This is a genomic window from Pseudomonas sp. SK (assembly GCF_012975065.1).
In the GTDB taxonomy this organism is placed as follows: Bacteria; Pseudomonadota; Gammaproteobacteria; order Pseudomonadales; family Pseudomonadaceae; genus Aquipseudomonas; species Aquipseudomonas anuradhapurensis.
On record NZ_CP051857.1, the window covers coordinates 3,035,663 to 3,062,438 of the forward strand.

Consider the following 26,776-nt stretch of genomic DNA (forward strand, 5'->3'; position numbering starts at 1 on the left):
ACGTGGTCCTGCCATGAAACGCCTGCTGGCAAGCGCCCTTCTGGTTATCGCCCTGGCCAGTTCCAGTGCGCTGCTGGCAGACAGCGAGCCCCGCCAGTTGCTGGCCCGCTCGGTCAGCGCCGCCGCACCACTGGCGCTCTCCAGCGACGACCGGCAATGGTTGCAGCAACGCCAGCGCCTGCTGCTGGGCAGTTCGCGGCCCGACTATCCACCGCTGGAAATCAATGTCAGCCAACGTGACTATGAAGGCCTCAGTGCCGATTACGCAGGCATCATTGGCGAACAGCTGGGTGTCGATATCGAAGTGCGCCGTTTCGACAGCCGCCACGAAGCCATCGCTGCGCTGCGCGATGGCCGTATCGACCTGCTGGGCAGTTCCAACGCATTCGAGGCAGCCGATGCCCAGCTCAGCCTGAGCGCCCCCTACGCTGATGACCTGCCGGTAATCGTCACCCGCGAAGGGCAACGCTTGAAGAGCGGCTCCGATCTTGCCGGCCTGCGCCTGGCCATGGTCGACCATTACCTGCCCGCCAGCAGCGTCCGGGCCCTCTACCCCAAGGCGCAATTGAGCCTGTATCGCTCCACCCTGGCGGGCCTGGCTGCCGTCGAACTGGGTGAGGCCGATGCCTACCTGGGCGATGCCATCAGTACCGATTTCACGATTGGCAAGAGCTACCAGGGCCTGTTGAAGATCGACCACTTCTGTCAGGTCGCGCCCGGGGCGTTTGCCTTCGCCCTGGCCAACGACAACCCACGCCTGCGTCGGTTGGTCGACACGGCGCTGGCGCGCATCAGCGAAAGCGAACGCCTGAACATCCTGCGCCGTTGGAGTAGCGGCAATACCAGCCTGCTGCTGCAACGCCACCTCGCCGCCCTCACCGACGAAGAGGAAGCCTGGATCGCTGCCAACCCCAATGTCAGTGTACTGATCAATACCTCGCTGGCACCGCTGACCTTCAACGATACCCAAAATCACCCCAGCGGCATCACCCTCGATCTGCTCAAGCAGATATCGTTGCGCACCGGGCTGCGCTTCAAGCCGCTCGAAAGCCCTTCGGCACACGCGATGATCGAACGCCTGATGCGCGGCGATGCGCAGATGATCGGTGCCCTGGGGTACGGCGCGGACCGTTCGAAACAACTGCGCTATACCCGCCCCTACCTGGTCAGCCCGCGGGTCTTGGTCACCCGCAACGAACCCGCGCCAGCCACCCAGGCCAACACGCTGCCGGGCCAGCGCATTGCCTTGGTACGCGGCTCCCCGCAACGGGCCATGTTGCAGCGGCGCTACCCGCAGGCCACGCTGGTCGAAGTGGATAACCCGCTCGGCCTGATGGAAGCCGTGGCCAACGGTGACGCCGATGTCGCCCTGAGCAGCCATATCAATGCTGCCTACTACATCAGCCATGTGTTCAAGGACCGCTTGCGCATCGCCAGTGTGCTCGACGACGACCCAGCCGTTGCTGCCTTTGCCGTGGCCGCCGACCAGCCGCAGCTGCAGGCGATCCTCGACAAGGCCCTGCTGAGCATCCCCCCGGACGAGCTGGACCAACTGATCAACCGCTGGCGTACCAGTACCCTGGTCAGCGACAGCCCCTGGCGCGACTACCGCACCCTGGCTCTGCAGGTACTGGTGCTGTCGGCGTTGCTGCTGGCCGGGGTGGTGTTCTGGAACAGCTACCTGCGCAAACTGATCAACCAGCGCACCGAGGCCCAGCATGCTCTGCAAGCGCAGCTGGCACTCAGCCGAGGCCTGCTGGAGCAACTGCGTCAGGCCAAGGACGATGCCGAGCAGGCCAGCCAGACCAAAAGTACCTTCCTGGCCACCATGAGCCATGAAATCCGTACCCCGATGAATGCGGTGATCGGCTTGCTCGAATTGGCCCTGGAGGACAGCCGCAGCGGCCGCTGCGACACCCAGACGCTGCAGACCGCGCATGATTCGGCGATCGGCCTGCTTGAACTGATCGGCGATATCCTCGACATTTCCCGGATCGAATCCGGGCATATCACCCTGCAGCCGGTGCCCACCAACCTGGTCGAGCTGGTACGGGCCAGCGTCCGCGTGTTCGAAGGCAACGCGCGAGCCAAAGGCCTGCACCTGTACAGCGAGCTGCCTGACGCGTCGGTCTGGGTCGAGGCTGATCCGCTGCGCCTCAAGCAGGTGTTGTCCAACCTGATCAGCAACGCCATCAAGTTCACCGACCGTGGCGAGGTCCAGGCCAGCCTGCGCCTGCTCGCCGCCGACACCGACACCGACACCGACACTGCCCCATTGACGGTGGAACTGACAGTACGCGACACCGGCATCGGTATCAGCCCTGCCGACCAGGCCCGGCTGTTCAATGCCTTCGTCCAGGCCGACGGCCCGCGGGCGCGCCAGGGTGCCGGCCTGGGCCTGGTCATCAGCCGCACCCTCGCCGAATTGATGGGCGGTTCGTTGAGTTTGCAAAGCGTCGAAGGCGTAGGCACCAAGGTGCAGGTCAACCTGCAACTGCCCACCTGTACAGCCCCAACCCCGGCCGAACAGCATGCTCCGGCACTGGAACGCAGCAGCGGCCCGTTGAACATCCTGGTGGTCGATGACTACCCTGCCAACCTGCTGTTACTGGAACGCCAGCTGCACAGCCTGGGGCACAGCGTGACGTTGGCCGAGAACGGCGAAATCGCGTTGGCCCGCTGGCAGGCGGCGCACTTCGACCTGGTGATTACCGATTGCAGCATGCCGGTCATGGACGGCCATCAGTTGACCCGTCGTATCCGCAGCCTCGAGGGCGAGCGCGGCCTGGCGCCTTGCCGGATCCTCGGGGTGACCGCCAACGCCCAGGCCGAGGAACGGGCCCGCTGCCTGGCCAGCGGCATGGACGAGTGCCTGTTCAAACCGATCGGCCTGCGTACGCTCAAGACCCATTTGCCCCAGGCCCAGCCCCGGCAACAGCCGCCAGCCCAGCGCGCCAGCGGCTTCGACCTCGGCGAGCTGCGCCACTTGACCCAGGGCGATGAACAACTGACGCGGCATTTGCTGGAACAACTGTCGCAAAGTATCAGCGAAGACCTGGCCGCATTGCGCGCACTGGGCGCAGACGCACCCGGCGAAGCTGTGCGGGCCCTGGCTCACCGGATCAAGGGCGGCGCGAAGATGCTCAGGATGCGCACACTGGTCAAGGCCTGTGAAGCCATCGAACAGGCCCACGGCCAGGGCCTGCCAACGGCGGAACTACGCCTGCAACTGGAACACAGCTTGCAGGCCCTGCAAGGCGAATTGGGCGATGCGCTCAGTGCAATTGCAGCGTCGAACTGATCTGGCTGATGGCATCCACCACGTGTCGTGAACCCTGCTGAATTTCCATGATCACCGTGCCGGCCTCGTTGGCCAGGGCCACGCCATGCCCGGTGCGGGTCAGGCTGGACTGCATGCTGGCCACGGCCAACAGTGACAGGTCATGGTTCTGCCGCACCACATCGACAATGTCCAGGGTGGCCTTGCTGGTCCGCGCCGCCAGGCTGCGCACTTCATCGGCTACCACGGCGAAACCGCGCCCGTGCTCGCCGGCGCGGGCCGCCTCGATCGCCGCATTCAACGCCAGCAGGTTGGTCTGGTCGGCAATCCCGCGGATGGTCAGCACGATCTGGCCGATCACATCCGACTGTTTGCTCACCGCGTCGATGCTGCGAGCGGCGTCGTTGAGCTCCTGGGAAATCTGTTCGATCACCTGCACGGCTTGCTGCACCACCTGGGTGCCCTTGCGTGCGCAGGCATCGGTCTGCACCGAGCTGGCATGAGCGGCATCGGCAGCGCTTTGCTGGGTACTGACCTGGCGGGTGATGTCGCGGGCGAACTTGACGACCTTGTACAAGCGGCCCTTGCTGTCGAAGATCGGGTTGTAGGAGGCCTCCAGATACACCGTCCGGCCGTGCTTGTCGACGCGCTCGAAGCGGTGCGAATGGTATTCGCCGCGGTTGAGCGACGCCCAGAACTCGCGGTAGCCGGCCGACTCGCGCTCCTGCGCCAGGCAGAACAGCCCGTGATGGCGGCCGACCACCTCTTCCAGGCGATAGCCCATGGTGTCGAGAAAGTTCTGGTTGGCCGTGATCACCCGGCCTTGCGGGGTGAACTCGATCACCGCCATCGACCGGCTGATAGCCTTGAGCAAGCTTTCGCTTTCGTGTTCCTCGACCACCCGCTGGCTGATATCGGCCGCGACCTTGATCACGCTGCTGACCTGCTGCTGCTCGTCCAGTACCGGCATGTAGCTGGCCTCCAGCCAGACCTCGCGGCCCGTCTTGTCGATGCGCTCGAAGGTGCCGCTGATGGCTTTGCCCTGCCCCAGTTCACGCCACAATTGCTGGTATTCAGCGCTTTTTGCGTAGTCAGGGTCGCAGAACAGCCGGTGGTGCTTGCCACGCAATTCGTCGGCGCTGTAGCCCATGGCCTGGCAGAAACGCTCGTTGGCGTCGAGGATGGTGCCGTCGGGAGCGAATTCGATCATGGCCATGGCGCGGCTGATCGCCGCCAGCTTGGCCTGCAAAGCGGCCAACGCCTGATGGCTGCGCTGGATTTCGACCAGATCGGATTGGCGATGAAAATCGAACATGGCGACGGCCTCCTGTATGCGCGGTGTCCTGAGCATAGATCGCCGCCGGGGCCATGCAAGCACAGTGCTATCATCGTGTACAGGCAACAGGCGCGTTACCGAACGCGGCACTTGGCCAGAGGCAGATCAGGAACTTTCCCGCACCATCAGTTCGAAGCCGAGGTCCTGCTGGGCGTTCGCCACCCGCTTGCCATCCAGCAACGCCAGCAGCGCCTGTGCCGCACCGCGTCCCACGGCGGCCCTGGGCGTGCGAATCGAGGTCAGCCGCGGCACCATGTGCGCCGAAGCCGGCAGGTCGTTGAAACCGACCATCGCCACCTGCCGTGGCACTTCGACCCCCTGGCGCAACGCCTGCAGCACCGCGCCCTGGGCCAGGTCGTCGTTGCAGAAGAAGATGCCATCGACATCCGGCGCCTGTTGCAGCAACTGGCTGAACAGCGCGCTACCGAGGGCGATGGAAGACGGTTCCGGCGCCAGCACTTCCAGCTCGGCCGCCTGCAAGCCGGCCTCGGCCAGCGCCTGGCGGAAGCCTTCGGCGCGCTGCATCACCCGTGGGTCGAGCTGCGCAGCAATGAACGCCAGGCGCTTGCGCCCGCGTTCGATCAAATGGCGCGCCGCAGCGCGGCCGGCCTGCTGCTGGGAAAAACCGACCGACAATGCCCCGGCATCGCCGTTCAGTTCCATCATGTGCACACAAGGCACACCACTGGCCGCCAGCATTTGCCGCGACGCCTCGCTGCGCTCGAAACCGGTCAGCAGCATGCCGCAAGGTTGGTAGGCCAGGTAATTGCGGATCAGGTTTTCTTCCTCGGCCACATCATAGTGGTAGTTGCCGATCAGTACCTCCAAGCCACGCGGGCGCATGACATCGTGGATGGCTTCCAGGGTGTCGATGAACAGCTGGTTGGACAACGACGGGATCAACACCACCACCGACTGGCTGCGGGCCGAGGCCAGGGCACGGGCTGCCGGGTTCGCCACATAGCCCAGGCTCGCCGCTGCGGCAAGGACCTTTTCCACCAGCTCCGGGGCGACCGTGCTGACGCCCCGCAGGGCGCGCGATGCGGTAATCGGGGAAACCCCGGAATGCCTGGCAACTTCAGCCAGGGTAGGACGACCTGTGGTACGAGAGCCGATGCGGGACATGAATGTTGTAATTTTACTACTTGCAAGGAAGGGGAACGGCCACTAAGGTAGCGCTGTCTCAGGATGCAGGCAATGTAATCTTTGGTCGCAGCCATCTTCGGCTCGCCGCCGGGCGTCCATACTGCGTAAGGACAAGATCAATAACACCGGGGAGGTGTCTGTTCGTCGACGACGAGACAGCGCTATCTCACCCGCAGGAGGTACTGATGAATTCTCCCCTGTCTGCCATCGTGGTGATGGGCGTGGCCGGTTGCGGCAAAAGCTGCATCGGTGCTGCCATCGCCGCCCGAAGCGGTGGCCGCCTGATCGAAGGCGACGCTTTCCACCCTGCCGAAAATATCCGCAAGATGAGCGCTGGCATTCCCCTGGACGACAGCGACCGTGCCGGCTGGCTGGTGCGCCTCGGCCAGGAACTGCAGGCGACCACCCAGGCGGGCGAGCGGCCGATCCTGACCTGCTCGGCGCTCAAGCGCCGCTACCGCGAAACGCTGCGCCAGGCCATGCCCGGGCTGGTGTTCGTGTTCCTCGAACTGTCGCCCGCCGAGGCGGAAAAACGCGTGCTGGCCCGCCCTGGGCATTTCATGCCGGCAAGCCTCATCGACAGCCAGTTCGCCGCCCTCGAATCGCCCCGTGGCGAACCCCTGACCCTGGCACTTGACGCAACCCAGCCCGTCGATGCGCTTGCCGAGGCGGTGGACAGCTGGCTAAAGCAGCGCGGTGAGCGGAGCCTGGCGCAAACCGCCTGACCCGGCGGCTTCATCGGCCTGGCAAAGACAGCGCTACCCGGCCCGTACCTGCGGGCAAAGTTTCAAACATCTACGCCAAAACAACGATAATACCGAGGCCTTCAAACCATGTTCGGACTGGCTACTGATACCTTCCTGCTGCTCGACGCGCTGGTTACCATCGTCGGGCTGATCCTGCTGATCACCCACTTCAAGGTCCACCCCTTCGTCGCCCTGACCCTCGCGGCCGGCTTCCTTGGCCTGACCTCCGGCATGCCGGTGGCCAAGGTGATGAAATCGTTCCAGGACGGTTTTGGTGGCGTGCTGGGCTTCGTCGGCATCGTGCTCGCCCTGGGCACCATGCTTGGCAAGCTGATGGCCGACTCCGGCGGCGCCGACCAGATCGCGCAAACGCTGATTCGCGCCTTCGGCAAGAAGAACGTGCACTGGGCCATGATGTTCGCCGCCTTCCTGGTGGGCATCCCGCTGTTCTTCGAGATCGGCTTCGTGCTGCTGATCCCGCTGGTGTTCATCGTTGCCCGGCGCTCCGGGGTGTCGCTGATCAAGATCGGCATTCCGCTGCTGGCCGGCCTGTCGGTGGTGCACGGCCTGGTCCCGCCGCACCCGGGCCCGCTGCTGGCCATCGGCATCTTCCATGCCGACATCGGCAAGACCATCTTCTATGGCCTGATCGTGGCCCTGCCGACCGCCATCATCGCCGGCCCGCTGTTCGGTAACTTCATCTCTCGCTACATCCCGGGCAGCCCGTCGCAGGAGCTGATGGACCAGATCGCCAAGGAATCCGACCAGGGCAACCTGCCGAGCTTCACCATCACCCTGGTCACCGTGCTGCTGCCAGTGGTGCTGATGCTGCTGAAGACCTTCGCCGACGTGGTGCTGCCCGCCGAGCACATCGTGCGCCAGTGGATGGACCTGATCGGCCACCCCATCACCGCCCTGCTCGCAGCCCTGCTGCTGGCCTTCTATACCTTCGGCGCGGCCCGTGGCTTCAACCGCCAGCAGATCATGAAGATGCTCGACCAGAGCCTGGCACCGACCGCCGCGATCGTGCTGATCGTCGGTGCCGGCGGTGGTTTCAAGCAGATGCTGGTCGATACCGGCGTGGGCAACGTGATCGGGCAGATGGCCGTGCAGGCCGAGATTTCGCCGATCCTGCTGGCCTGGCTGGTGGCTGCGGTAATCCGCATCGCCACGGGTTCTGCCACGGTCGCCACCATCACTGGCGCCGGTATCGTTGCGCCAGTGATCGACCTGGTGCCGGGGGTGAACCGTGAGTTGCTGGTGCTGGCCACCGGTGCCGGCTCGCTGATCCTGTCGCATGTGAATGACGCCGGCTTCTGGCTGGTGAAGCAGTACTTCAACATGACCGTGGCGGAAACCTTCAAGACCTGGAGCATGATGGAGACCATCCTGTCGATCGTCGGCATCATCTTCATCCTGTTGCTGTCACTGGTGGTGTAACCGTTGATCGGGGTAATGGCACCCTGACGTTTCGGGTAGGGCCGAAAGGAAGTATCAGCCCTACCCGAAGCAAAGGAGCCTGCCATGCACCGTCCAAGCATCCTGCTGATCGCCCTGCTCGCTACGCCGCTGGCCCTGGCGGCCGGTACCGGCCCCACCTACCCCGACGACCCGCACAACCCGGCCCCGAAACCGGGCGTGGACAGCACCCTCAACCCGATCGAGAAGCCCATGCCACGGGACACCGACCCGCGCATCAAGGGCAACGACCCCGACAGCCCGCCGGCGAAGCAGAACGACAACCGCGACTTGCCGGGAATGGATGGCAGTGGCTCGGAAGGCACCGGGCGCCAGGGCACCGGCGACAGTCAGCGTTGACGCGCCGATTTGCCGGCTGCCTCAGGTTGCAGTGGCCGCGCTGAACCCGGCCAATGCACCCAGGCGCCGGCGCCCTGCCTGCATGCAGCGGGGCGCCCTGGCACGCGGCCTGGCAGCCGCGCCATGGCCGCCGTCGATGAATCATCCGCAGATATCATTCAGCGTGATAATAACCTTCGTCTCGTTCGATTCGTGCCTCGCGCGCAAGACACTCACACTCCGCCCACTACTAATACATTGGCGGAGTTCTCCATGGAACAATCACTCAAACCCTTGCGCTTTCCCCTCGCTGCCCTGGCAGTGGTGGTGATCAGCGCTTGCGGCCGAACCCCCGACGCTGTGCAGGCTCCCACCGCGCCGAAGGTCAGTGTGGCCAAGGTGATCGAGCAACCGATCAACGAATGGGACGAGTTCACCGGCCGCCTCGAGGCCCCGGAAACCGTCGAAGTACGCCCACGGGTGTCCGGCCAGATCGACCTGGTGGCATTCACCGAAGGCGCCCAGGTCAAGAAAGGCGACCTGCTGTTCCAGATCGACCCACGCCCGTTCCAGGCCGAGGTCCGCCGCCTCGAAGCGCAACTGCAGCAGGCCAAGGCCACTGCCATCCGCAGTGCCAACGAAGCGCGCCGCGGCGAGCGCCTGCGGGACAGCAACGCCATCTCCGCGGAGCTTGCCGAATCGCGCAGCAGCGCCGCCGCCGAAGCCCGCGCCGGGGTTGATGCAATCCAGGCCCAGCTTGACCTGGCACGCCTCAACCTCAGCTTCACCCGCGTCACCGCGCCCATCAGCGGCCGGGTCAGCCGTGCCCAGTTCACTGCCGGCAACATCGTGACTGCCGATGTCACCCCGCTGACCAGCGTGGTGTCTACCGACAAGGTCTACGCCTACTTCGACGCCGACGAGCGCGTGTACCTCAAGTACACCCAGCTGGCCCGCGAAGGCCAGCGTGGCCAGAGCACGCCGGTGTACCTGGGCCTGACCAACGAAACCGGTAACCCGCACCTGGGCCAGATGAACTTCGTCGACAACCAGGTCAACCCGCGCACCGGCACCATCCGTGGTCGCGCAGTGTTCGACAACAGCGACGGCCAGTTCACCCCGGGCCTGTACGCGCGCCTGAAGCTGGTCGGCAGCGCCCAGTACCAAGCCGTGCTGATCAATGACGAAGCCGTGGGCACCGACCTTGGCAAGAAGTTCGTGCTGGTGATGGACAAGGACAACAAGGCCGCCTACCGCGCCGTGGAGCTGGGGCCGAAGCTGGAAGGCCTGCGCATCGTGCGCAGCGGCCTGGGCAAGGACGATCGTATCGTGGTCAAGGGCCTGCAGCGTGTCCGCCCAGGTTCGCCGGTCACCCCGGAAGAGACCCCGATGGCCAGCGAACAAACCCTCGCCGCCCTCGCCCAGCAGCGCCAGGCGCTGGAGGCCAGCAACCCGACGCCGAAGGTGGCGGGCAACAACGTGAAAGTCGCCAGCGCCCCGGCGCCACGCGGTTAAGGGACCACACCGATGAACTTCTCGAAATTCTTCATTACCCGGCCGATCTTCGCCGCGGTGCTGTCGCTGGTGCTGCTGATCGCGGGTTCGATCTCGCTGTTCCAGCTGCCGATCAGCGAATACCCCGAAGTCGTGCCGCCGACCGTGGTGGTACGTGCCAACTTCCCCGGCGCCAACCCCAAGGTCATCGGCGAAACCGTCGCGGCACCGCTGGAGCAGGCTATCACCGGTGTGGAGAACATGCTGTACATGTCTTCCCAGTCCACCGCTGACGGCAAACTGACGCTGACCATCACCTTCGCCCTGGGCACCGACCTGGACAATGCCCAGGTGCAGGTACAGAACCGTGTCACCCGTACCCAGCCCAAGCTGCCAGAGGAAGTGACCCGTATCGGTATCACCGTCGACAAGGCCTCGCCCGACCTGACCATGGTCGTGCACCTGACCTCGCCGGACAACCGTTACGACATGCTCTACCTGTCCAACTACGCCATCCTCAACATCAAGGATGAGCTGGCACGCCTGGGCGGCGTGGGCGACGTGCAACTGTTCGGCATGGGTGACTACTCGCTGCGCGTGTGGCTCGACCCGAACAAGACTGCTTCGCGCAACCTCACTGCCAGCGACGTAGTGGCGGCGATCCGCGAGCAGAACCGCCAGGTGGCTGCCGGCCAGCTGGGCGCCCCACCCGCCCCGGGCTCGACCAGCTTCCAGCTGTCGATCAACACCCAGGGCCGCCTGGTCAACGAGGAAGAGTTCGAGAACATCATCATCCGTGCCGGCGCCGATGGCGAAATCACCCGCCTGAAGGACATCGCCCGGGTCGAACTCGGCTCCAGCCAGTACGCCCTGCGCTCACTGCTGAACAACCAGCCGGCGGTGGCCATCCCGATCTTCCAGCGCCCAGGCTCCAATGCCATCGAGATTTCCGACGAAGTGCGGGCAAAAATGGCCGAGCTGAAAAAGGACTTCCCCGAAGGCATGGACTACAGCATCGTCTATGACCCGACCGTGTTCGTCCGTGGCTCGATCGAAGCGGTCGTGCACACCCTGTTCGAAGCGCTGGTGCTGGTGGTGCTGGTGGTGATCCTGTTCCTGCAGACCTGGCGCGCCTCGATCATCCCGCTGCTGGCCGTGCCGGTCTCGCTGATCGGTACCTTCGCGGTCATGCACCTGTTCGGCTTCTCGCTCAATGCGCTGTCATTGTTCGGCCTGGTCCTGGCCATCGGTATCGTGGTCGACGACGCCATCGTGGTGGTGGAAAACGTCGAGCGCAACATCGGCCTGGGCCTGAAACCGCTGGATGCCACGCAAAAGGCCATGAGCGAGGTGACCGGCCCGATCATCGCCACCGCCCTGGTCCTGTGCGCCGTGTTCGTGCCCGCCGCGTTCATCTCCGGCCTCACCGGGCAGTTCTACAAGCAGTTCGCCCTGACCATCGCGATCTCCACGGTGATCTCGGCCTTCAACTCGCTGACCCTGTCGCCGGCCCTCGCAGCGGTGCTGCTCAAGGATCACCATGCGCCCAAGGACCGTTTCTCGCGGTTCCTGGAAAGGCTGCTGGGCAGCTGGCTGTTCGCGCCGTTCAACCGCTTCTTCGACCGTGCTTCCAACCGCTACGTCGGTGGCGTGCGCCGGGTCATCCGCTCCAGCAGTATCGCCCTGTTCGTGTATGCCGGCCTGATGGGCCTGACCTACCTGGGCTTCTCGTCTACCCCGACCGGTTTCGTGCCGGCGCAGGACAAGCAGTATCTGGTAGCGTTCGCCCAGTTGCCTGACGCGGCCAGCCTCGACCGCACCGAGGCGGTGATCAAGCGCATGAGCGAGATCGCCCTGAAGCAACCTGGCGTGGCCGACTCGGTAGCCTTCCCTGGCCTGTCGATCAACGGCTTCACCAACAGCCCCAACAGCGGCATCGTGTTCACCCCGCTCAAGCCGTTTGACGAGCGCAAGGACCCGAGCCAGTCGGCCGCCGCGATCGCCGCCGCGCTGAATGCCCAGTTCGCCGATATCCAGGACGCCTACATCGCGATCTTCCCGCCACCGCCAGTACAAGGCCTGGGCACCATCGGCGGCTTCCGCCTGCAGATCGAGGACCGCGGCAACCTGGGCTACGAAGCGCTGTACAAGGAAACCCAGAACATCATCGCCAAGAGCCGCAACGTGCCGGAGCTGGCGGGCCTGTTCACCAGCTACCAGGTCAACGTGCCGCAGGTGGATGCCGCCATCGACCGGGAAAAGGCCAAGACCCACGGCGTGGCCATCACCGACATCTTCGACACCCTGCAGGTCTACCTCGGCTCGCTGTACACCAACGACTTCAACCGCTTTGGCCGTACCTACCAGGTCAATGTCCAGGCCGAGCAGCAATTCCGCCTCGATGCCGAACAGATCGGCCAGTTGAAGGTGCGCAACAACCTTGGCGAGATGATCCCGCTGGCGACCTTCCTCAAGGTCAGCGACACCTCGGGGCCGGACCGGGTCATGCACTACAACGGCTTCATCACCGCAGAAATCAATGGTGCTGCAGCCCCAGGCTACAGCTCTGGCCAGGCGGAAGCGGCAATCGAGAAGCTGCTGAAAGCGGAATTGCCCAACGGCATGACCTTCGAATGGACCGACCTGACCTACCAGCAGATCCTGGCGGGCAACACCGCGCTGTTCGTCTTCCCGCTGTGCGTACTGCTGGCGTTCCTGGTACTGGCCGCCCAGTACGAAAGCTGGAGCCTGCCGCTGGCGGTGATCCTGATCGTGCCGATGACCCTGCTGTCGGCGATCACCGGGGTGATCATTTCCGGCGGTGACAACAACATTTTCACCCAGATCGGCCTGATCGTACTGGTTGGCCTGGCGTGCAAGAACGCGATCCTGATCGTCGAGTTCGCCAAGGACAAGCAGGCCGAGGGCCTCGATCCGCTGGCCGCGGTGCTGGAAGCCTGCCGCTTGCGTCTGCGGCCGATCCTGATGACCTCGATTGCCTTCATCATGGGTGTGGTACCGCTGGTGTTCTCCTCCGGTGCCGGCTCGGAAATGCGCCATGCCATGGGTGTGGCGGTGTTCTCGGGGATGATCGGCGTGACCGTGTTCGGCCTGTTCCTGACCCCGGTGTTCTTCTTCCTGATCCGCCGTTTCGTCGAACGCCGCCAGGCCCGCAAGGCCGAACGCGTTCACTCGCTGGAGAGCCATGCATGAACCTGCTCAAACCCCTGACCCCGAGCCTGTTGGCGCTGGCCCTGGCGGCCTGCGCGGTAGGCCCGGACTACCAGGCTCCGGCCACCGAACCCGCGCAGCTGAGCAGCGACGTACAGGCCAAGGCCTACGACCGTAGCCGCTTCGAAAGCCTGTGGTGGAAGCAGTTCGACGACCCGGTACTGAACCAGTTGGTGCAGGCTTCGCTGGACGGCAACCGTGACCTGCGCGTGGCCTTCGCCCGGCTGAAATCGGCCCGCTCGATCCGTGAAGACGCCGAGAACGATCAGTTCCCGGTAGTCACCAGCCGCGCCAGCAGCGATATCGGCAAGGGCCAGATCCCCGGCCAGACCACGCAACGGGTGAACAGCGAGCGCTACGACCTGGGCCTGGACATGGCCTGGGAGCTTGACCTGTTCGGCCGCATCCAGCGCCAGATCGAGGCCAGCGAAGCCCAGGAAGCGGTGGCGGCAGCCGACCTGCAGCAGTTGCAGGTCAGCCTGATCGCCGAGCTGGTCGATGCCTACGGCCAGCTGCGCGGCGCGCAGTTGCGCGAGAAAATTGCCCTGGCCAACCTCAAGACCCAACAGGAATCGCGGGCCATCACCGAAACCCTGCGTGACGCCGGGGTCGGCAATGACCTCGACGTGGTGCGTGCCGATGCGCGCCTGGCCGGGGTCGAGGCCACGGTGCCGCAACTGCAGGCGGAACAGGCCCGCGCCCGGCACCGTATCGCCACCCTGCTTGGCCAACGCCCCGAAGCGCTCAGCGTCGACCTGTCGCCCAAGGCCCTGCCGGCGATCGCCAAGGCTCTGCCGGTGGGAGACCCCGGAGAGCTGCTGCGTCGTCGCCCGGACATCCGTAGCGCCGAGCGCCAGTTGGCGGCGGCCACGGCCAATGTCGGCGTAGCCACGGCCGACCTGTTCCCCCGCGTCAGCCTCAGCGGCTTCCTTGGCTTTACTGCCGCCCGCGGCTCGCAGATCGGTTCCTCGGCAGCCAACGCCTGGGCACTGGGCCCGAGCATCACCTGGGCAGCCTTCGACCTGGGCAGCGTGCGGGCCCGCCTGCGCGGTGCCAAGGCCGATGCCGAAGGGGCGCTGGCCAACTATGAACAGCAGGTGTTGCTGGCCCTGGAAGAATCGGCCAATGCCTTCAGCGATTACGACAAGACCCAGCAGCGGTTGTTGTCGCTGATGCGCCAGAGCGATGCCAGCCGCAAGGCAGCGGAGCTGGCTTCGATTCGTTACCGCGAAGGTACGGTGGATTACCTGGTGCTGCTCGATGCCGAGCGTGAGCGGCTCAGTGCGGAAGATGCGCAAGCCCAGGGCGAGGTCGAGCTGTACCGCGGCATCGTCTCGATCTACAAGGCCCTGGGCGGCGGCTGGCAACCGGAGACCGTCGCCAGCGCCCGCTGATTCGACCTGTTTCAACGACTCCTTTGGTTGGCACCTCCCCCAACCGTTTGCCCCGCAGGCGAAGGCCCGCGGGGCTTTTTTATGACCCGGGAGGTATATCGGGCGCGGGGGGACGCCATGGGATGTGCGTTGCCTGTGAGGCCGAGCGCCACCGCGCAAGGCCCGAGCCAGGCACCTGATAACCCCCACCCGGTTGCATTTACCCCCCACCTGCCCCAAGCTCTGCCCTTCCCGCCGCCACGGATCGTCCGATGCCCAGACGCAACCGCTACCTGATCGCCCTGCTGCTGTTGATCCTGGTATCGGCCCTGTTCGGCTACCTGTGGCGCGACGACCAGCCACCCCCGCCAACCTTGCCTGCGCACAGCTATGCCAAGGCCTTGCGCCAGGCCCACGAAGGCCAGCCCGGCGCTGCCCGGGTGCTGTACCAGCAACTGCAACGCAACGATCTGCCTGCGGTTCGGCGTGCCGCCTTGTACGCCGAATTGCCCAACTATCCTTCGCCGCAGGCATTGAAACTTGCCCGCCAGGACCTCGAACACGGCGACCCGCTGGTACGGCGGGCGGCCATCGCCAGCATCCGCCGCCTGCTGCCAGCGGCGCAGCGCAGCCTGGTGCTCGGCCCGCTGCTGGACGACGACGAGCAAAGCGTGCGCTTTGCCGCCGTGGATGCCCTGCTGGGCCTCGACCCGGACGCCATCGGCCTGTATTTCGGCCCGCTGCAGACCGCCCTCGAACAGTATCAACAGGCCCTGGAAGAACAACCCGAGGATGCCGACGCCCAAGTACACCTGGCGCGCCTGTACCTGCACGAAAACGATTACCCACGCGCCGCCAGCGCCCTGCAGCGCGCCCTGGCGGTAGCCCCCGGCAACCTCGACGCATTGGCGACCCAGGTCCGCCTGCTGGAACGCCAGGGCCATCACGATGCCTCGCGGCAGGTCCTGGCCAAGGCCTTGGCACTGAGCCCCGGCTCGGCATTCTTGCAGTACGAGCTAGGCCTCTGGCTAAACCGCCATGAACAGCGTGAATACGCCCTGCTGGCCTTGTCCCGTGCTGTCGAGCTGGACCCGGACAACACCGACTACCGCTACACCCTGGCGGTGACCCTGCATGAGCTGGAGCAGTACGACGCGGCGCAAAAACAGCTGGAAACCGTGATCAACCGGCAACCGGCCAATCGCCGGGCACGGGTATTGCTGATCCAGTACTGGAAAGAAACCGGCCAGTTGCAGAACGTGCAGGTGCTACTGGCGGAGCTGGAGCAGCAGAACCCGGACGACCCGGTGTTGCAACAAGGCCTGTAGGCCAAGTTGCGATTGGGTTGAACCCTGAGGCCGTGGCCAAGGTCCAGTGGATATCGGACCACCCTTACGGGAGAAACGTTTTGGCCAGTTCGTTGGCGTTGGACGAACGTGCCTTGATCCTGGCGCCGTCGCCACTAGCCGCAGATGTCGCTCGGCTGCTGGCCGGCGCCGGCATCGACAGCCTGTGCGCGCTCGACCTGGCCCAACTGCAGGCTGGCCTGGCGGAAGGCGCAGGCCTGGCGTTGATTGCCGAGCAGGTCTTCGATCCAGGCCCGAGCCCCTTGCTGCAGGCGTTCCTCGACCAGCAACCCAACTGGTCGGACCTGCCCATCGTGCTGCTCACCCAGGGCGCTCATGGCGTCACGCCTGCGTGTCACCTTCCACAGGGCAATCTGATACGGCTGGCTGTACCGTTCGAGCACGCCCAGCTGCTGCAGATGGTCCAATCCGCGCTGCGCAACCGACACCGGCAATACCGGGTGCGCGACCAGCTGCTTGATCTGCAGCTACGCCTGCAAGCTCAGGGCATAACGCCCGGCGAGGCCCGGGAGCGTAGCGAATTCGCCCGCTACCAGGCGCGTAAAATGGAAGCCATTGGCCAGCTCGCCGGTGGAGTCGCACATGACTTCAACAACCTGCTCACCAGCATCGGCGGCAGTTTCGAACTGATCGACCGGCGCCTGCAGCAGGGCCGCAGCGACGGCCTGGACAGCATGCTGCGCATGGGCCGCGAGGCGGTGTCACGCGCGGCCCGGCTGACCCACCGGCTGCTGGCCTTCTCTTCCCGGCAATCACTGCATAGCCAGCGTGTCGACCTGCATGATCTGCTGCAGGCGAAGCGCCTGATGGCTTGCGTGAACCCGGCCGTGACCCTGCAGGTGGACATCGCCCAGGGCCTGTGGCCTGTCGAGGCCGATGGCGCGCAATTACAGGAAGCCCTCGACAACCTGCTGCTCAATGCTTGCGAAGCCATGCCCAGTGGCGGCCATCTGCGCATCGAGGCGAGTAACCAGCCGATTGCTGCCGGGCATCCCACGGACGGCGCCTTGTGTGCCGGTGACTATGTGTGCCTGCGTATCATCGATGACGGCCAGGGCATGGCGCAGAGCACGCTGGAGCACGCTTTCGAGCCGTTCTTCAGCACCAAGGCGATCGGCCAGGGCATCGGCCTCGGCCTGTCGATGGTGTACGGTTTCAGCAAGCAGTCACGCGGCCATGTCACCCTGCATAGCCAGATCGGCCAAGGGACCCAGGTAGAGCTGTACCTGCCGCGCCACCCGGGCCAGGCCCAGGCATCGACCGAGCCGATGCCAACCGTGCTGAATGGCCGTGGCCGTCACGTGCTGGTGGTCGAGGATGACCCGGATGTACGCCAATTGCTGTGCCAGGCCCTGTGCGAAGATGGCTTCGCCTGCCACAGTGCCGCCAGTGCCAATGACGGCCTGAAGGTGCTGCGCTCGAGCCAACCCGTTGACCTGCTGCTCACGGATATAGGCTTGCCCGGCATGAACGGCCGGCAGCTGGCCGAGATTGCCCGCAACCTGCGCCCGCGCTTGCCGGTGCTGTTCATTACCGGTTACGCGGAAACGGCCATGGCCCGCGACGGCTTCCTGGCGGCCGGCATGCACTTGTTGGGCAAGCCGTTCGAGCTGCAGCAACTGCAGGCGCTGGTGCGCCAGATCCTCGGCCGGCCCTGAGCAGTTCACTCGTCGAGCAGGCGCAGTGCCTCGTCCGCAAGGTCCGCCAGCGGGAACGGCTTGTTCATCAATGCAGTGCCGGGCTGTTCAAGCAACTGCGGCTCGATCCGCTGGTCCGCATAGCCGGTGATGAACAGGATCCTCTGGCGAGGAAGCTGCATGCGCATGGCCTTGGCCACTTGTCGGCCACTGAAACCACCCGGCAGGCCGATGTCGGTGATCACCAGGTCGAACGGGCCATCATGGCGGAAGCGCTCCAGCGCGGTATTGGCGTCGCCGGCCTCAGTGATGTCGAAACCACGCTCGGCCAGGTACTCGCGCATGACCGCGCGCAAGCCCAGCTCGTCATCAACCAGGAGCAGGCGCTCGCCGCGTGACATGCGTTGTGCGCGCTGTACCACCCGAGGCGCCTCGGGAACCGGCTCACGGCACCTTGGAAACAGCATGGAGACCCGGGTGCCCTGGTTCGGCGCCGATTCGATCCAGGTATAGCCCCCCGACTGGCCGACGAAGCCATACACCATCGACAAGCCAAGCCCGGACCCTCGCCCGATGGGTTTGCTGGTGAAGAACGGCTCAAAGGCCCTGGCAATGTCCGCTGCCGCCATGCCATGACCATCATCCTCGACATGCAAGGCTACATAGTCGCCCGGCGGCAAACCCTTTTCGTCAGGGAACCAGGCCGTCAGCCGCTTGTTGACGCTACGCACTGTGACATTGCCCCGCTCCAGACAGGCTTCGCGCGCATTGGTGCAGAGGTTGATCAAGGCATTTTCGAGCTGGACGACATCGAGGCATACCGCCCACGGTGTAACATCCAGCTGCCAGTGCAGGCACATCTCTGCGCCCAGTGCCCTGAGCAGCAGCGGCTCACTCAGGCGCAGCTGCCGGTTGAAATCCAGCGGCTTCGGCGCCAGCGGCTGATGGCGCGAAAATGCCAGCAGGCGATGGGTCAGCTCCATGGCGCGCTGCACCGAATCGCGCGCCACTTCCACATAGGCTTCGACCCGTTCCAGTCGCCCTTCCTGAAAGCGGCGCTGCAACAGTTCGAGGCTACCGCCGATACCGGACAGCAAATTGTTCATTTCATGGCCCATGCCCCCGGCCAACTGGCCAACCACCTCCAGGCGCTGGTGGTTGCGCATCAGTGCTTCGGATTGGCGAGCGGCTTCCTCACGGTCCTCGGTGATGTCCCGGCCGACCGCAGTCAGCAGGCTGCCATCGAAACGCGCGCTCCAGCGAAACCAGTGATAATGGCCGTCGCGGTGGCGCAGGCGGGTCTCTATCTGCTCGCTGTTGCGGTACTGCAGGAACCCGCTGACGGCCACCTGCACCTCTGCCCGGTCGGCCGGATGCACCAGGTCCAGCACCAGCGCATCGCGCACTTGCTCCTCGCTCCAGCCCAGGATGCGGTACCAGGCGGGGTTGGCGGCACACATCCTCAGTTCGGGAGTAACGGTCATCATCGCGTCACGCGACAGCTGCCAGAACTGCTCGCGCTCAGCCACATGCCGTTCGATCTGCAATTCGAAACTGCGTGCCTGTTCGCGCCAATGATGGTGGGCCTCGACGTCGGCGGCGGTCTCGATCACGGTGTGCAGGAACCCCGCCACATTGCCCAGCTCATCGTGCAACGGGGCATAGCCGAACGCACACCAAAGTGCCTCGGCACCGGCATTGCAGGCGATTCGCAGCGGAGGGTCCTCGACAAAACTCGAGCGCCCCTCCAGGGCCTTGAACACCCATGGCCCCATGTGCGGCCAGACATCGCTCCACAATGCATCGAAGGCCATGCCCAACGCATCCGGGGCAACAGGCCGCAACGCCCGGTAGGCATCATTGTGGACCACGTTGAGATCCGGCCCCCAGACTACGGCACACGGGAATGGTGACAAGTGCATCATGTCGACGGCGATACGCAGCGATGCCGGCCAGCGCGGCCAGGGCCCAAGCGACGTACGCCCCCAATCGAACTGCGAAATCCGCTCGGCCATCGTTTCGGCCAATGGCGCAACAGGCGGTTGCAGGATGACCTGCGACGCAGGTTCGTGCGGCGTAGCGTTTGCGACCAATTATCCTTACTCCCGCTGAGCTCAAGGCTGCATGATTGTTTTCGTTCAAGGTAGCACAGCATGCACCAGGCGCTATGGCGCACGTGCACAGGACGGCTATGCTCATTAGGTTTCCCCTGGGGCCAGGGAGCAACGGCCCATTCAGGTTGCCGACGGGAGCGTGGTCATGAGCAAGAAAATGCTGGTGGTGCTGACCAATACGGCCAAGTATCCGACCCTCAAGCGGGCAACCGGATTGTGGCTGGGGGAAGCCGTGCACTTTGTCGAAAAAGTCGAAAGAGCCGGCTACAAGGTCGATTATGTCAGCCCGCTGGGCGGCTACGTCCCCGTCGACCCGCACAGCCTGCAAATGGCCCCCGACCTGGACTGGCAGTGGTATGACGATAAACGCTTCATGTCGCGCCTGGGCAGCACCTTGAGCCCTGGCCGGGTGAAGGCCACCGAGTACAGCGTCATCTACTACACCGGCGGCCATGGGGTGATGTACGACTTTGCCGATAACCAGCCGCTGCAGGAACTGGCGCGCCAGGTATATGAAAACGGCGGCATTGTCGCTGCAGTCTGCCACGGTGTTGTCGGCCTGCTGAACATCAAGCTCAGCGACCACAGCCTGTTGCTGAAGGAGCGCAAGGTAACCGGCTTCTCCAACACCGAGGAAAAGCTCGCCGAGCTGGACAAGGTGGTCCCGTTCCTGACGGAGAACGAGCTGGGTGCGCGCGGCGGCCACTACAGCAAGCATGAGGACCCGTGGATGCCCTACGTGGTGGTCGATGATCGGCTGATTACCGGGCAGAACCCGGCCTCCACCACCCTGCTGGCCGAGAAGGTACTGGCGAAATTGAAAGAGAGGTGAAGCTGACAACGAGCTTCGGCTTTTCTGTAAAGGCGCAACAGTTGTCGCCTACAGCCGACGCGTCATCAAGCACATAGGATCGATGCTGACCTGTTCACCCCGAACAGCAAGGGTCAACGGAGCGGCACGCCTATGGCAAATACCATGATTCAAACTATCAATTGGCGAAAACTGTTGCTGATTCTGGCCATCGGCGCCATACCCGTGCTATCCGGGTTGCTGATGATGGATTATCAACTGGAAAGGAAACTTGAAGAGAACGCCCAGGTTTCCGTGCAGGAGGCGGTTTTCAGCATCGACCAGGCGCTAGGCCGCATGGAGGCCAGCCTGGAGACAATCCTGCCGCTGGCCGGCAAACCCTGCGCCGAAGTGCTGGATGCGCTGGACCAGACCGTCGCCAGCAGCCCACACCTTCGTTCATTGGCGCTGACCCGCGGGAAACAAGCGTATTGTGCGTCCGACATGGACCCGTTGGAGTATCTCTCCGCCTTTTCCGAGTCCGGACAGCGGGCGAAGCTGGCATTCGACGCCCCTTCGTCGCCCAACGCGGCGATTATCAAGATCCAGAAACCGCACAGCGATCCCGGTGTCATCGCAACCGCCTATGGTCGACTGCTGCGCGACGAACTACGCGGTTTCCAGGACGGCCTGACCTTGCTGCTGGAATTCAATGAGCTGTACATCTGGAGCGACGGCGACAGCCGCGACGCACAACGTCCCTCGCAAGCCGAATACAACCAGCGAGCAGTATCGGAAAAATATGGCTACGTGGTGATCGGGGGCTACGCCAAAGGGTATACCGCGCAGGAGTTCCGCCTTTCCCTGCATCAGGTACTCCCGTCGCTGGTACTGGTCGGGGTCGCCAGCATGTTCATTACATACCTGGGCCTGGCCAGAACGCGCAAGCGAAAGGCTGATACCGCCGCCATCGATGCATGACGGCGGTACCCCTTGGGCTATCAGTCGGTGCTCAGCACACCACGGCGTACCTGGTCACGCTCGATGGATTCGAACAGCGCCTTGAAGTTGCCCTCACCGAAACCATCATCCCCCTTACGCTGGATGAACTCGAAGAACACCGGGCCGAGCAGAGTTTCCGAGAAGATCTGCAACAGCAGGCGCTTGTCGCCAGGCTGCGAGGCACCATCGAGCAAAATGCCCCGAGCCTTCAGCTCATCGACTGGCTCGCCATGGCCAGGCAGGCGCTCCTCGAGCATTTCGTAGTAGGTTTGCGGCGGTGCCGTCATGAAGCGCATGCCAAGGCCTTTCAGGGCATCCCAGGTCTTCAGCAGGTCATCGGTGAGGAAGGCCACGTGCTGGATGCCTTCGCCGTTGAACTGCATCAGGAATTCTTCGATCTGCCCGGCGCCCTTCGAAGACTCTTCGTTCAGGGGAATGCGGATCATGCCATCCGGTGCGGTCATGGCCTTGGACGTCAGGCCGGTGTATTCGCCCTTGATGTCGAAGTAGCGAATCTCGCGGAAGTTGAACAGTTTCTCGTAGAAGCCGGCCCAGTACGCCATGCGCCCGCGATAAACGTTGTGGGTGAGGTGATCGATGATCTTCAGGCCGGCACCCACCGGGTTACGGTCCACGTCTTCGATGAACTTGAAGTCGATATCGTAGATCGAGCTGCCCTCTTCGAAGCGGTCGATCAGGTACAACGGCGCTCCGCCGATACCCTTGATGGCCGGCAGGCGCAGCTCCATCGGGCCGGTTTCGATTTCCACTGGCTGGGCGCCCAGCTCCAGGGCACGGGCATAGGCCTCATGGGCGTTGCGCACGCGGAACGCCATGCCACACACCGATGGGCCATGTTCGGCGGCAAAGTACGAGGCGATGCTCTTGGGTTCGTTGTTCAGGATCAGGTTGATGCCGCCCTGGCGATACAGGTGCACATCCTTGGAACGGTGGGTAGCCACCTTGGTGAAGCCCAGCATCTGGAATACCGGCTCGAGTACGCCAGGCGCCGGCGAAGCCAGCTCGATGAATTCGAAGCCCATCAGGCCCATTGGATTGTCGAAGATATCAGCCATGTTCGTGTCCTCATCTGCAGCGAAAAATTAATGATTGCGTGGGATGTCGGACGGAAACGGCGGTGAGCAGGGGATTCCACGCACGCTGCGGGCGAGGAAGTCACCTATGATCAGCTTGAACCCATGATATGTCATATGGACCCATTCTCGGCGGGCTTGATCCTTCGGCATTGAAGGACCTTATTGTTGTATTCGTAAATCGATTCTACAGGGCGTAAATTGGTTTGTCGCGTTTTTAGTTGCTCACGCCTGCCGACAAACGGCTATCCTCTGGTTTTATTCTTGCAGATCAGCCAGCATGCCCCTTACAGCCAAACGCCGCGCCGGCCTGACCTGGCGCACCCTGCTGCCCTGGGTCGTCGGCGTGCTGCCGGTGGTGTGCGGCCTGGCCGTGATGAACTGGCAGATCGAACGCGAAATGCAGGCCAGCAGCCAAGCCACCACTCGCCAGGTGGTGGCGCATGTCGAACGTATTCTCGACAACCTGTCCAGTGCTGCCGACTCCCTGCTGCCGCTTGCCGGCAGCCCGTGCGAGCAGGTCAAACTCAGATTGCGCGCCGAGGTCACGCGCAACGCCTTCGTCCGCTCGACCAACCTGTTCCGGCACAACACCCTTTATTGCACCTCGCTGTTCGGTGACTTCGACGAGCCCGTCAACGCTGGTAATTATGCCGACGGCAAGCTGTGGCTGATGGATGGCAACTCGGTCACCCCGGGCCATCCACTGCTGGTCTATCGGGCCAGCGACAATGACCAGGGCGCGATCAGCACGGTCGATGGTGAGCACCTGCTCACGGCGCTGCGCCTGATCGGCCCCGACGAAACGCTGCAGATCCGCGTGGGCAATGCCTGGCTGGGCAAGGATGGCATCGTGCACAAGGGCCAGCCCCCCGCCGCCGCCAAGGCGAATGTGCAGGTGGGCTCGACGCGTTACCCGTTCAGCGTGCAGGGTGGTTATGGCAGCGACAGGCCAGGCCAGCTATGGCGCAGCCACTACCCCGCCCTGTTCGGCCTGCTGCTGGTGCTGGGCGCGGTGTCCGCCCTGGTATGCCGCTGGCAGATACGCCGCATCACCTCGCCCCGTGCCGAGCTGCGCCGGGCCCTGGAGGCCGACGAGTTCCTGCCGTTCTTCCAGCCGGTCGTGCGCAAGGGTGATTACCGTTGGGCCGGCGCCGAGGTGCTGGTGCGCTGGAATCACCCGCAGGAAGGCCTGGTGCGGCCCGACCTGTTCATCCCCTACGCCGAACACAGTGGGCAGATCGTCGCCATGACCCGCGCGCTGATGACTCACACGGCACACAACCTGGCACCGTATGCCGGGCTGCTGGAAGACGGCTTCCATATCGGCATCAACATCACCGCCGACCATTGCCGCGACTTCAGCTTGCTGGACGACTGCCGTACCTTCCTCCAGCATTTTCCACCTGGCCGGGTGGTGCTGACCCTGGAGCTGACCGAGCGCAAGCTGATCGAGGCCACACCGGTGACCCTGGAACTGTTCGAGAAGCTGGACGCCATGGGCGTGAAAATCGCCCTCGACGACTTCGGCACTGGCCAGTCCAGCCTCAACTACCTGCGCCAGTTCAAGGTCGACTACCTGAAGATCGACCAGAGTTTCGTCGCCATGATCGGCGGCGACGCGCTGTCGGTGCACATCCTCGACACCATCATCGAACTGTCGGCCAAGCTGGGCCTGGGGATTGTCGCCGAGGGGGTCGAGACCGAAGCCCAGCGCGACTACCTGGCCCGTCACGATGTCGACTTCCAGCAGGGCTACCTGTACGCCAGGCCCATGCCGGCGGCCGCGTTTCTCGAAGCGCTGGCCGCACATGCGAGCGCATCGCGGTTGCCGCAAGCTGCGCCCCCTGAGATCATGCGCGGCTGATCCAGCCGCTCAACTCCCAATTCGAGGCATTCGTGTCAAAAGGCATTCTCTCGTCGGTCATGGCGTCCTGTCTGTTCGCCGTGATGTACTTCTATACCTCGCTGCTCACCCCACTCGACGGCGAGGAAATCTTCGGCTGGCGCACGCTGCTGACCTTGCCTTGCCTCACCCTGTTCATGCTGGTCTCGCAGGACTGGAAACGGGTCGCCGAATTGCTCGCCCGGGTAAGACGCACGCCGCTGCTGGCGCTGGGCATGCTCGGCACATCGTGGCTGATGGGTGTGCAGCTGTGGCTGTTCCTCTGGGCGCCCCTGCACGGGCGCAGCCTGGAAGTGTCGATGGGCTACTTCCTGCTACCGCTGGCCATGGTCCTGACCGGGCGGCTGGTCTACGGCGAGCGGCTGTCACGCCTGCAAAAGGTGGCGGTGGCGTGTGCCGCGCTGGGCGTAGGCCACGAACTGTTCCAGCATGGCAGTTTTGCCTGGGAAACCCTGGTGGTGACAATCGGCTACCCGATCTACTTCGTGTTGCGCCGGCGGTGCCGCACAGACCACCTCGGTGGCCTGTGGTGCGACATGTGCCTGCTGTTGCCGTGGGCGTTGTATTTCGTGATCCAGGGCCCGCTGTCCACGGCTGACCTGCAGGCATACCCCGGGTTGTATGCGCTGATCCCGATTCTCGGAGCAATCAGCGCCTCGGCGCTGATTGCCTATGTGCTGGCCAGCCGCTTGCTGCCCTTCAGCCTGTTCGGCCTGCTCAGCTATGTCGAACCCGTGCTGCTGGTGGGCGTGGCGCTGCTGCTCGGCGAGACCATCGGCCCGGACCAGTGGCTGACCTACCTGCCGATCTGGGCCGCGGTACTGGTGCTGATCCTCGAAGGGTTCAGGCACCTGCTGCGTCAACGGCGTCGTTCGGTGTAAGCCGAACCTGGCGCACACGCCGTTCTTCAACCGCCTCCACGACCAGCGTCCAGCCGTTCCAGGCCAGGCGGTCGCCAACCACCGGCAGGCGGTCAAGCAGGCTCATGACCAGGCCCGCGAGGGTCTGGTAGTCCTCGGTGGCGCGGGCGCTGAACCCCGTGCGTGCCTGTACCTGGCTCAGGTTCACCGCACCGCTGACCACGAAGCCCTCACCGTCCTCGACGATGCCCGGCCCTTCAACCTCGCTGGCATCGGGCAATTCACCGGCGATCGACTCGAGGATGTCGGTCATGGTCAGCAGGCCGGTAAAGTCACCGAACTCGTTGACCACGAAGGCGATATGGGTGGACTGGCCACGCATCTGTTCCAGGGCGTTGAGGATGCTGAAGCTTTCCAGCAGGTTCAATGGCGCCCGGGCCATACCTTCCAGGTCCGGCTGGTTACCCGCCAGCAGCTCCTTGAGCAGTTCCTTCTTGTGCACGAAGCCCAGTGGCTCGTCCACGCGCCCATCGCGGATCAACGGCAGGCGCGAGTACGGCGAATTGGCCAGGGCCTGGGCAATGGCGTCGGCCGGCTGCGCCAGGTCGATCACATCGACCTCGGCGCGTGCCGTCATCACCGTGCGGATCGGCCGCTCGGCGAGGTTCAGCACGCCACTGATCATCACCCGCTCGCGACGGTCGAACACCACCTGCTCCTCGCCGCTCGCGACCAGGTCGGCGATCTCCTCACCCACTTCGTCAGCCTCGACCCGGCGACCACCCAGCAGGCGCAGCACAGCATGCGCAGTACGTTCGCGCAGCGGCCGGTGCTGCTGCAGGCTGCGCTTGCGGCGGGCACGGGCCAGCTGGTTGAACAGTTCGATCAGGATGGAGAAGCCGATCGCCGCGTACAGGTAGCCTTTCGGGATATGGAAGCCCAGGCCTTCGGCAGTCAGGCTGAAGCCGATCATCATCAGGAAGCCCAGGCACAGCATGATCACCGTGGGGTGGGCGTTGACGAAGCGGGTCAGCGGCTTGCTGGCGACGATCATGATGCCGATCGAGAAGATCACCGCGATCATCATCACCGACAACTGTTCGACCATGCCCACTGCGGTGATGACCGCATCAAGCGAGAACACCGCGTCGAGCACCACGATCTGCGCAACGATCGGCCAGAACGCGGCATGGCGCACCGCGCCGCTGGCCTGGGCCACATGGCCCTCCAGACGTTCATGCAACTCCATGGTGGCCTTGAACAGCAGGAACACACCACCGAACAGCATGATCAGGTCCCGGCCGGAGAAGCTCTTGGCAAACACCTCGAACAACGGCGTGGTCAGGGTGACCATCCAGGAAATGCTGGCCAGCAGGCCCAGGCGCATGATCAGCGCCAGGCTCAGGCCAATCACCCGCGCGCGGTCGCGCTGATGCGGCGGCAGCTTGTCGGCGAGGATGGCGATGAACACCAGGTTGTCGATGCCCAGCACCAGTTCGAGGACGATAAGCGTCAACAGGCCCAGCCAGGCCGTGGGGTCGGCTAGCCATTCCATTAGCGGATACTCATGTGGGCAACGTCACGAGGACGAGAAAAGGAAGGC

The 26,776-nt window shown here is 64.2% G+C and carries 18 protein-coding genes and 1 pseudogene; 13 read left to right on the plus strand and 6 right to left on the minus strand.

The genetic code is table 11. The features are described from left to right. Positions 1-13 precede the first annotated feature (13 nt). Positions 14-3,301 (plus strand): transporter substrate-binding domain-containing protein, encoded by a 3,288-nt coding sequence (locus HG549_RS14040; protein WP_170030106.1) that lies wholly within the window; start codon positions 14-16, stop codon positions 3,299-3,301. Here the strand turns inward: HG549_RS14040 and HG549_RS26335 are convergent. The 3 genes and pseudogenes from HG549_RS26335 to HG549_RS14050 all read right to left on the minus strand — a co-directional run bounded on the left by HG549_RS26335 (position 3,276) and on the right by HG549_RS14050 (position 5,741). Further along, positions 3,276-3,770, minus strand: a complete 495-nt coding sequence (locus tag HG549_RS26335; protein ID WP_225931966.1) for a methyl-accepting chemotaxis protein — start codon at positions 3,768-3,770, stop codon at positions 3,276-3,278. The two genes, HG549_RS14040 and HG549_RS26335, sit on opposite strands and share 26 nt — an antisense overlap. 90 nt (positions 3,771-3,860) lie before the next feature. Further along, a pseudogene (locus tag HG549_RS26340) lies at positions 3,861-4,631 on the minus strand (PAS domain-containing protein); the annotation flags it as partial. Between the two features lie 90 nt (positions 4,632-4,721). Beyond that, entirely contained in the window at positions 4,722-5,741 is a 1,020-nt protein-coding gene (locus tag HG549_RS14050) for a LacI family DNA-binding transcriptional regulator (protein WP_170030108.1), read from the minus strand. A gap of 206 nt (positions 5,742-5,947) precedes the next feature. On the opposite strand from HG549_RS14050, the gene HG549_RS14055 reads away from it, so the two are divergent. From HG549_RS14055 to HG549_RS14090, 8 genes are all read left to right on the plus strand, one after another. Next, positions 5,948-6,487, plus strand: a complete 540-nt coding sequence (locus tag HG549_RS14055; protein ID WP_170030109.1) for a gluconokinase — start codon at positions 5,948-5,950, stop codon at positions 6,485-6,487. A 108-nt stretch (positions 6,488-6,595) separates the two neighbouring features. Further along, positions 6,596-7,948: a GntP family permease gene (locus HG549_RS14060; RefSeq protein WP_170030110.1), complete on the plus strand. Its 1,353-nt coding sequence runs from the start codon at positions 6,596-6,598 to the stop codon at positions 7,946-7,948. An 84-nt stretch (positions 7,949-8,032) separates the two neighbouring features. After that, entirely contained in the window at positions 8,033-8,326 is a 294-nt protein-coding gene (locus HG549_RS14065) for a hypothetical protein (protein WP_170030111.1), read from the plus strand. 252 nt (positions 8,327-8,578) lie between these two features. Next, a complete protein-coding gene (mexE, locus tag HG549_RS14070; protein ID WP_170030112.1) occupies positions 8,579-9,820 on the plus strand; it encodes a multidrug efflux RND transporter periplasmic adaptor subunit MexE in 1,242 nt (413 codons plus the stop codon). A 12-nt stretch (positions 9,821-9,832) separates the two neighbouring features. After that, complete coding sequence (locus HG549_RS14075) at positions 9,833-13,012, plus strand: efflux RND transporter permease subunit (protein WP_170030113.1); 3,180 nt, start codon at positions 9,833-9,835, stop codon at positions 13,010-13,012. Next, positions 13,009-14,424: an efflux transporter outer membrane subunit gene (locus tag HG549_RS14080; RefSeq protein WP_170030114.1), complete on the plus strand. Its 1,416-nt coding sequence runs from the start codon at positions 13,009-13,011 to the stop codon at positions 14,422-14,424. Before HG549_RS14075 ends, HG549_RS14080 begins: the two co-directional genes overlap by 4 nt. A gap of 251 nt (positions 14,425-14,675) precedes the next feature. Beyond that, positions 14,676-15,731 carry a HEAT repeat domain-containing protein gene (locus tag HG549_RS14085; RefSeq protein WP_170030115.1) on the plus strand — a complete coding sequence of 352 codons (1,056 nt, stop codon included), beginning with the start codon at positions 14,676-14,678 and terminating at the stop codon, positions 15,729-15,731. An 80-nt stretch (positions 15,732-15,811) separates the two neighbouring features. Next, positions 15,812-17,428 (plus strand): response regulator, encoded by a 1,617-nt coding sequence (locus tag HG549_RS14090; RefSeq protein WP_170030116.1) that lies wholly within the window; start codon positions 15,812-15,814, stop codon positions 17,426-17,428. A gap of 5 nt (positions 17,429-17,433) precedes the next feature. Here the strand turns inward: HG549_RS14090 and HG549_RS14095 are convergent, their stop codons facing one another. Continuing rightward, the gene (locus tag HG549_RS14095; protein ID WP_170030117.1) at positions 17,434-19,500 is read right to left on the minus strand and encodes a PAS domain-containing sensor histidine kinase; all 2,067 of its coding nucleotides are present in this window, start codon (positions 19,498-19,500) and stop codon (positions 17,434-17,436) included. Between the two features lie 166 nt (positions 19,501-19,666). On the opposite strand from HG549_RS14095, the gene HG549_RS14100 reads away from it, so the two are divergent. Further along, complete coding sequence (locus HG549_RS14100; RefSeq protein ID WP_170030118.1) at positions 19,667-20,353, plus strand: type 1 glutamine amidotransferase domain-containing protein; 687 nt, start codon at positions 19,667-19,669, stop codon at positions 20,351-20,353. Between the two features lie 132 nt (positions 20,354-20,485). Beyond that, on the plus strand, positions 20,486-21,292 hold the full coding sequence (locus HG549_RS14105) for a CSS-motif domain-containing protein (RefSeq protein WP_256665898.1): 807 nt from the start codon (positions 20,486-20,488) through the stop codon (positions 21,290-21,292). Positions 21,293-21,312: 20 nt separating this feature from the next. On the opposite strand, the gene hppD is transcribed toward HG549_RS14105, so the two are convergent. Then, positions 21,313-22,389, minus strand: a complete 1,077-nt coding sequence (hppD, locus tag HG549_RS14110) for a 4-hydroxyphenylpyruvate dioxygenase (RefSeq protein WP_170030119.1) — start codon at positions 22,387-22,389, stop codon at positions 21,313-21,315. Between the two features lie 298 nt (positions 22,390-22,687). On the opposite strand from hppD, the gene HG549_RS14115 reads away from it, so the two are divergent. Both HG549_RS14115 and rarD read left to right on the plus strand, forming a co-directional pair. Continuing rightward, entirely contained in the window at positions 22,688-24,274 is a 1,587-nt protein-coding gene (locus tag HG549_RS14115; RefSeq protein WP_170030120.1) for an EAL domain-containing protein, read from the plus strand. Between the two features lie 32 nt (positions 24,275-24,306). Then, positions 24,307-25,194: an EamA family transporter RarD gene (gene rarD / locus HG549_RS14120; protein ID WP_170030121.1), complete on the plus strand. Its 888-nt coding sequence runs from the start codon at positions 24,307-24,309 to the stop codon at positions 25,192-25,194. Here the strand turns inward: rarD and HG549_RS14125 are convergent. Next, positions 25,157-26,728: a TerC family protein gene (locus HG549_RS14125; protein WP_170030122.1), complete on the minus strand. Its 1,572-nt coding sequence runs from the start codon at positions 26,726-26,728 to the stop codon at positions 25,157-25,159. The genes rarD and HG549_RS14125 overlap by 38 nt on opposite strands. Positions 26,729-26,776 lie beyond the last annotated feature (48 nt).